This window comes from Novosphingobium sp. BW1, from assembly GCF_008107685.1.
GTDB lineage: Bacteria > Pseudomonadota > Alphaproteobacteria > Sphingomonadales > Sphingomonadaceae > Novosphingobium.
On record NZ_VIRF01000056.1, the window covers coordinates 1 to 7,869 of the forward strand.

The 7,869-nt window shown below is 59.5% G+C and carries 7 protein-coding genes and 1 pseudogene; 6 read left to right on the plus strand and 2 right to left on the minus strand.

What is annotated here, in order from left to right:
• On the plus strand, positions 1-268 hold a 268-nt coding region (locus FMM79_RS05040), incomplete at its 5' end, for an integrase core domain-containing protein (RefSeq protein WP_148625073.1).
• A 378-nt stretch (positions 269-646) separates the two neighbouring features.
• Positions 647-1,915, plus strand: coding sequence for a Fic family protein (locus FMM79_RS05045; RefSeq protein WP_240338992.1), 1,269 nt, complete (start codon positions 647-649; stop codon positions 1,913-1,915).
• A gap of 224 nt (positions 1,916-2,139) precedes the next feature.
• Here FMM79_RS05045 and FMM79_RS05050 read toward each other — a convergent pair.
• Positions 2,140-3,094, minus strand: a pseudogene (locus FMM79_RS05050) (IS3 family transposase).
• A gap of 206 nt (positions 3,095-3,300) precedes the next feature.
• Between FMM79_RS05050 and FMM79_RS05055 the strand changes: the two are divergent.
• From FMM79_RS05055 to FMM79_RS22065, 4 genes are all read left to right on the plus strand, one after another.
• Positions 3,301-3,732: a hypothetical protein gene (locus FMM79_RS05055; RefSeq protein WP_148626458.1), complete on the plus strand. Its 432-nt coding sequence runs from the start codon at positions 3,301-3,303 to the stop codon at positions 3,730-3,732.
• Between the two features lie 141 nt (positions 3,733-3,873).
• The gene (locus FMM79_RS05060) at positions 3,874-6,054 is read left to right on the plus strand and encodes a glycosyltransferase family 4 protein (protein ID WP_240338993.1); all 2,181 of its coding nucleotides are present in this window, start codon (positions 3,874-3,876) and stop codon (positions 6,052-6,054) included.
• Positions 6,047-7,342 (plus strand): glycoside hydrolase family 130 protein, encoded by a 1,296-nt coding sequence (locus FMM79_RS05065; protein WP_148626460.1) that lies wholly within the window; start codon positions 6,047-6,049, stop codon positions 7,340-7,342. The genes FMM79_RS05060 and FMM79_RS05065 overlap by 8 nt, the downstream gene beginning before the upstream one ends.
• An 11-nt stretch (positions 7,343-7,353) precedes the next feature.
• Complete coding sequence (locus FMM79_RS22065) at positions 7,354-7,479, plus strand: hypothetical protein (protein ID WP_256376777.1); 126 nt, start codon at positions 7,354-7,356, stop codon at positions 7,477-7,479.
• A 122-nt stretch (positions 7,480-7,601) separates the two neighbouring features.
• Here the strand turns inward: FMM79_RS22065 and FMM79_RS05070 are convergent.
• The coding region (locus FMM79_RS05070; protein WP_148625073.1) for an integrase core domain-containing protein at positions 7,602-7,869 on the minus strand (268 nt) is incomplete at its 5' end.

The following is a 7,869-nucleotide window of genomic DNA, read 5'->3' on the forward strand; positions in this document are numbered from 1 at the left end:
CTTCACCGGCGTGCTGCGGCGCGAGGGTATCGCCATCAGCATGGACGGCCGCGGCGCCTGGCGCGACAATGTCGTGGTCGAGCGGCTGTGGCGCTCGGTGAAGTACGAGGAAGTCTACCTGCACGCCGACGCATGCGTCAGCGAAGCGCGCAGTTCGATCGGCCGATACCTGGGCTTCTACAACGCCCGGAGACCTCACTCGAGCCTCGGCGGACGTACGCCCGATCAAACCTACTTTGACAATCTGCCACAGGCCGTGGCAGCGTGAATTGGCCGCGACTTGCGGGGCGTCACTCCGGCCGGGCTACGCCCGACCTCCATGACGCCCCGCAGGCGCCAGCTTGAACAACCAAACCGCAGACGATCCACTTATCAAACGTCAAAGGCTGTTCAGACAAACCGAGCCACTTCTGACACATCTCCTATGGCCGTGATGGCCATAGGTAGAACGCATCAGCGCAGCTCGATTGCCTGCTGTTGCGGAATGGACGTCCGGCGCGACCGAAACGTAGGTATCGTCGAGGCGAGGCGCAGTAACGGATGGCGGACTTCGGCCAGAAGATCGGCCAAATGGCCACTTCATAGCCTATCAGACAGAGCGTAAAGCAAAGCATAAAACTGGAAAAACGGATATTCTTGGGCTAATGTGAGCATCGGAAAACTGCTGGAAAGATCGGCCAAACCTGTGGCAATGAACGTCGAATCCCCCACCCAGATTGAGCCTGCACGGATCGACGCACCGGCCGGCGATTTGCCCGACCTGGTCGCCGAAATAGCAGCCAAGGCCGAAGGTCTCGGGCGAGCACTTCATCCGCAGACCGCACTCCATCTCGCCAGCCTCGTACGATTGATGAATACCTATTACAGCAACCTCATCGAGGGGCACCGCACCCGTCCTCGGGATATCGAGCGCGCGCTGGCTGGCGAACGCGATGACGATCAACGAGATCTCATGGCTGAAGCCGCAGCGCATTACCGCGTGCAGGAAGCCATCGATCGAGCTGCCGTTGACGGCGAACTTCCCGATCCTGCCGACCCCGATTTTATCCTGCGGTTGCACCGTGATTTCTACGCGGATGCCTCGATCGACATGCTCACCGTGCGCGGTGGAGAGCGAAGCTTTGCCATGACGCCGGGCGAATGGCGATCAAGGGCCGAGCACGATGTCCAGATTGGCCGTCACATCCCGCCATCGTCGGCCAGAGTGGCCGATTTCATGAGCTATTTCTTCTCGCGGTTTGCCTTTGAACCCAAGGATGGAATGCGCATGACCGCAGTGGGAGCTGGGAAGGCAAAGCGTATCCTTGCGCTGGCAACCGCACACCACCGGTTCAATTGGATTCATCCCTTTCCCGATGGCAATGGCCGGGTTAGTCGGTTGATGAGCCACGCCATGGCGCTCAAGGCAGGGATCGGCGCACACGGGTTATGGTCGGTATCTCGAGGGCTTGCACGAGGGCTGGGGCCGGGAGATGCTGGCCGGACAGAATATCGCAAATACATGGCCTCGGCCGATGCACCGCGCCAGGGAGACCGCGACGGCCGGGGAAACCTTTCCGAAGCGCACCTGGTCGGATTTACCGAGTGGTTTCTCAAAGTCTGCCTCGATCAAATCAGCTACATGTCGAGCCTCTTCGAACTCGACACCCTATCAAAGCGGCTTGAGCGCCATGTGTTGATCACAGATGGCCTGTCTCCGGAAAGTAACTGGCTGCTCCAGGAGGCCCTTATTCGAGGCGAGTTCGAGCGGGGCGCAGCACCGCGCCTTACGGGTCTGCCCGAGCGCAGTGCTCGACGTGTCCTAAAGGAGCTAACCGACGCTGGATTGCTGGCATCCGATACTCCGAAGGGGCCGGTATCACTTCGTTTCCCAAGTGACACTCAGGATACGCTTTTCCCAAAGCTCTTCGCCTGACAGCGACCCTTTATCGCCGTTCAGCAGCTGATTTTGCGTCCTCAGGTTCGGACGGTCCGGTACTCCATCGGGCCGATTACCGGGGTTGCTTCAAAAGGTTGCTTGTGAAGGATTGCTGCCAACCAGAAGCTTCGATGACTCGCCCTTGTTCAAACTTGAATTCAACCTTCGACACACGCTGTGTATGAAGCGCCCCGGGTTTTCCGGAGGCAGTTTGGTTTGGGTCAGGCGACCATATCGAGGGTTTCGAGGGCCGCATAGTAGTTCGCTTCTGCCTCGGCCGGTGGGATGTAGCCGATAGGGCCGAAGAGGCGGTGGTTGTTGAACCAATCCACCCAGCGCAATGTCGCCATTTCCAACGCAGATACGCTTGGCCACGAACGCTAGCGCCAGATGACCTCGGCCTCGTAGAGACCGTTGATCGTCTCGGCCAAGGCGTTGTCATAGGAGTCGTCCACGCTCCCGACCGAGGGGACGAGATTGGCTTCGGCAAGGCGCTGTGTGTAGTTCATGGCAAGATATTGAACTCCCCTGTCGCTGTGATGGATCAGACCATCGTCCGGGCCGGGCCTGCGGGCATGGATAGCCTGCTCTAGGGCATCGAGGGCGAAGCCGGCGGTGGCCGACGACGTGCTGACCTTCCAGCCTACGATCCGTCGCGCATAAGCATCGATCACGAAGGCGACATAGACGAAGCCGACCCAGGCGTGGACGTACGTAAAATCGACCACCCACAAGGCATTGGGCCGCGAGACGCGGAACTCCCGATTGACCTTGTCCAGTGTGCATGGCGCCTTGGGATCGCTGATGGTGGTCACAGTCTTCTTGCCTCGCCGTATGCCAGCGAGCCCCATACTGCGCATGAGGCGCTCGACGGTGCACTTGGTAACTGCGATGCCTTCGCGGCGTAGCTGATGCCAGACCTTGCGCGCCCCGTAGAGGCTGTGGCTGTCCTCGTAGACGCATTTGATCTGACGACAGATCTCTTCGTCCCGACGCGCACGCTCGGGTCGCCTCCTCGCGGCACCAACGGCGCAGCGTCTCGGCCGTGCAGCCAATCTTGGCGGCAATCGAAGACATCGCCTCCCACTCCGAACCGTAATCGGCGCGATGTTCGCCAACCATGCGCACTGCACGATCGCGGATCTCAGGTGAAAACTTATTCCGGGTTCTGCTCATCACGAAAGCTCCTTCTCATAAATCGGAGCCTCCGGAAAACCCGGGGCGCTTCAGGGAGGCCGATGCGCCCGAAAGCGAACGATGTCTTTGGCTACCTCCAAGCCTCCGTCCCAAATGAGAATTGATGCCCGCTCACGAATTCGTGAAGCGGTCCGCGCGAAGTATGCTACAAGCATCCATCACATAAAAAGTCTTCCGAGCCATGTGTGACCGAGGGACCGACCGCGCCCCCGCTTGATGTGGGCGTGCGCACCATGTGCCTCAATCAAATCCTAGAAAATGAACAAGGTACGCTCATGCAGCACGCTGCAGCTAACGATGCGGCAAAGTTCAAACCCTTGCGGCGGAAGCTGAACATGTTTCAAAAACTGCTCAAAGAGCATCCTTACGCTCACCGTCCTTATACTCTTACCAACAGTTCTGATGGCCAGATGGCGTCGGAAGCGAACGAGCCGTCTGGATTGATCCCCGGCCTGGCCGCTTGGGAAAATGAAGGCGGGCATGTCGAGATGGCCAAATCGCAGAAGCGCAGCAATCGTGAGATACGCAAGCCCAAGACCGAAAAGCCTAAAACTGGCCCCAAGCCGCCGGTATCTCCCGTCAGTGAGTTGATGAAGAAGCCGAAAGGAAAGCTGTGAGACGATTTTTCAGCGCGCTCACTCCGGATTGCATTTGTCGGTAACGCCCTGCCGCGCCGCTGCGGCATAGCGACATTCACGACTGACCTTGAACTGGCGCTCCGATCCTCGGCCGGAGTTGCCGAAACCGCCATTATCGTCATGCGCGACCCGGGAAGCGTCCATGACTACCCTCCCTCGGTTCTGCTCGGGATCGACCAGGATGATCCGGAGCAATATCGCAACGCAGCCAAATTCATAAATCGGGAGGGTTTCGACCTCGTCTGCCTGCAGCACGAGTTCGGAATATTCGGCAGGGAAGCCGGCAAGCTCATTCTCGACTTCATTGCGGCGTTGAAGGTACCGCTGGTTACTACGCTTCACACCGTTCTCGACCGGCCAAGCGATGATCAACGCGAGGTCACAGAGGCAATCGTTGCTGCATCGAGGCGCCTCGTCGTCATGGCGCGCAAGGGCAGGCACATCCTCGTCGAAACCTATGGCGCCGATTCTAAAAAGATCGACGTCATTCCCCACGGCATTCCTGACGCACCCTTCGTCGATTCGCTAGGAGCCAAGCAGAAGCTCGGATTTCTGGGTCGTAACGTGATCCTGACCTTTGGTCTCATCAGCCCGAACAAGGGTATCGAGAAGATGATCGAGGCAATGCCAGCGATCATCGCCCGCTCGCCCGATGCTCTCTACGTGGTGATGGGAGCGACGCATCCGCAGCTTCTGCGGGAAGCCGGGGAAGCATACCGCGAAGGTCTGATCCGGCAGGTCGAAGCCCTAGGGCTCAAAGATCACGTTGTGTTCCTGAACCGGTTTGTCGATCGCCCCGAACTGCTCGACCATATCTCCATGTGCGACCTCTACGTTACGCCGTATCTGGATGAGGCCCAGATGACGTCGGGCACTTTGGCCTATTCCCACGGGCTGGGCAGGCCCGTCGTCTCTACCCCCTATTGGCATGCCACCGAACTGCTCGAAGACGGCTCGGGAATCCTGGTGCCATTCGGCGATCCGACGAGTTTGGGCCGCGCGATTGCCGGTCTGCTCGAAGATGTCGCTGCGCGTCTCGACATGGCAAAAAAGGCCTATGCGGCCAGTCGCCCAATGATCTGGGCGAATACGGCGAAGCGGTATGTCCAGTGTTTTGGCGCAGCGCGCCGGGCTCTGCCAACAGCTCCGTTGGTAGACGGTTCGCCGCCGGCGCATCTGCTGACCGCAAACTGCATGCTTCCGGCAGCGTCTGCGCGGCATCTCATCGACATGTGCGACGACACCGGGATGTTCCAGCACGCAGTGTTCTCAATCCCGGATCGCCATCACGGCTATTGCATCGATGACAATGCCAGGGGGCTATTGCTGTGCTGCACGCCTGCAAACGGACTGGATGAGCCCTTTGCAGAAGCCATGTCCCAGCGATTTGCTGCCTTTGTCCAGCATGCCTGGAACCCGGACAACGGCCGTTTCCGCAATTTCATGGGTTTCGACCGTCAATGGCTGGAGCCAGCCGGGTCCGAGGACAGTCATGGCCGCACGCTATGGGCGCTCGGTGCCTGTGCCCGGCACTCTTCAGACCCGGGACGAGCAAGTTGGGCCGGGCACTTGTTCAACGAAGCGCTGGAAAAGGTCACGGCCTTCACGTCTCCGCGGGCATGGGCCTTCACGCTGCTCGGCCTCGACCACTATTGCGCGACTTGTCCGCAGGACAGGAACGCTGACACCCTGCGTGGAGAATTGGGCCGGCGGCTTGAGCGCCTTCTGATTGCAACCGAAACGCCTGAATGGACCTGGTTCGAAGACCGGCTAACCTATGACAATGCCCGTCTGTGTGAAGCATTGATCCGCACCGGCAAAGCGACGCGGATCACCCATTTCACCGAAGTGGGGCTCCGCAGCCTGCGCTGGCTGATCGAGGTTCAAACGGCTCCGCAGGGCCATTTCCGGCCTGTCGGCTCGATGGGGTTCACGCGGCAACGCACGCCTCCCTGCCTGTTCGATCAACAGCCGCTGGAAGCCTGCTCAACGATCGCCGCATGCGTGGCTGCGAATGCAATCGATCCGGCAGCGCCATGGCCTGATGAGGCAAGGCGGGCATTCGCCTGGTTCCTGGGGGAGAACGATCTCGCTATTGCATTGGTCGATATCGAATCCGGGAGTTGCCGCGATGGCCTTCATCCCGACCGCGCGAATGAAAACCGGGGTGCTGAGTCCGTCTTGTCCTATCTGCTGGGGCTGGCGGACATGCGTGCCCTTGAAGCGATGACCCGCAGCGACACCGTGTCGATCGGCCACAGCCCTGAACCCTCTGTTTGTCTGGACCGTGACGATGCATGAAACGACCACGCGCTCGACGCCGTTTTTCAATCGCCAGACGCTGCACCTGAGGCCGGATCCCGCCCGTGTGGTGCTGCGTCCATTCGAGCCTGCGCCCGAGCCCAGAGCCCTGAACCAGGTCGACAAGTCGCGAGCTTGCCGCATCTTCGAGCGAATTCTCGCGCTAGATGAAGCAGGCGTCGAAACCTTGCTGGCGGCAACGCTCGCGAACTTCAAAGGCAGACACCGGAATCTGCTCGACATCTTCGATCGGCGAGCGACAGAAATGTCCGGCGCATTTGCCTGCGATCCATCGTTATCCGAAGCGCGGCATCAGTTGATCGGCGCCTATTTCCTCAATGAATACAGCTTTGAGGCAGCCGCACTTTTCAACCCAAGCATTGTTCGGCATCCAGACCAATTCGGCACAACCGGAGGCCGATTCATCCTGAGCGCAAGGGCAGTGGGCGAAGGCCACATCTCGTCGCTGACCTTCCGGACCGGCAATGTCGCGGCTGACGGTACCGTTACGATCGATGCCCCGCAGCGCCTTGCGAGTGTTCCCGAAATTACCGCGCGAGTTGGTGATCGGGTGGAGCTCGCCTTCGATCTCGCCAGCGAGATTACCGAGCGGGTGATCTTCCCCATCACGGAGCATCAGGCAAACGGGATCGAGGACGCGCGTTTCGTCGCCTTCGAGGACAAGGGCAAGATAACCTACTACGCGACCTACACCGCCTATAGCGGTCAGGCGATCAGGTCTGAACTGCTCGAAACCGAGGATTTCGTGTCATTCCGCATGGCGGCGCTCAAAGGTGTAGGCGCACGCAATAAGGGAATGGCGCTATTCCCTCGGAAGATTGGCGGGCGCTACGCGATGATAGCGCGCCACGACAACGAAAATCTCTACCTCATTTATTCCGACAATCTGCATGAATGGGGTCCTGGCCAGCCTATCCTTCAGCCTGCACATGCGTGGGAATTTATCCAGATCGGCAATTGCGGTTCGCCTATCGAACTGGACGAAGGATGGTTGCTCTTCACGCACGGTGTAGGCCCGGTCAGACACTATTCGATCGGCGCCGTGCTGCTGGACAAGGACGATCCCTCGAAGGTCATTGGACGATCCCACCAACCACTCATCCAGCCGGCGGCATCCGAACGCGAAGGTTATGTGCCGAACGTCGTGTACACCTGCGGCGCCATGCAACTGGAGGGCAGAATCGTGCTTCCCTATGCGATCTCCGACACTTTCTCGACCTTTGCAACTGTGGACACAACGGCACTTCTAGAGCTTCTAAAATCTTGAAAGGAATAAATATGACCGACAATCCAACAGCGCTCCCGACTGAGGACGCAGGTGCTGCCATGAATACTGCTGAACTGGAAGCGATGGAGCGATACGGCATCACGCGTGTGCCTGCAGAAGTGGCTCGGTTTGTCTGAACAGCCTTTGACGTTTGATAAGTGGATCGTCTGCGGTTTGGTTGTTCAAGCTGGCGCCTGCGGGGCGTCATGGAGGTCGGGCGTAGCCCGGCCGGAGTGACGCCCCGCAAGTCGCGGCCAATTCACGCTGCCACGGCCTGTGGCAGATTGTCAAAGTAGGTTTGATCGGGCGTACGTCCGCCGAGGCTCGAGTGAGGTCTCCGGGCGTTGTAGAAGCCCAGGTATCGGCCGATCGAACTGCGCGCTTCGCTGACGCATGCGTCGGCGTGCAGGTAGACTTCCTCGTACTTCACCGAGCGCCACAGCCGCTCGACCACGACATTGTCGCGCCAGGCGCCGCGGCCGTCCATGCTGATGGCGATACCCTCGCGCCGCAGCACGCCGGTGAAG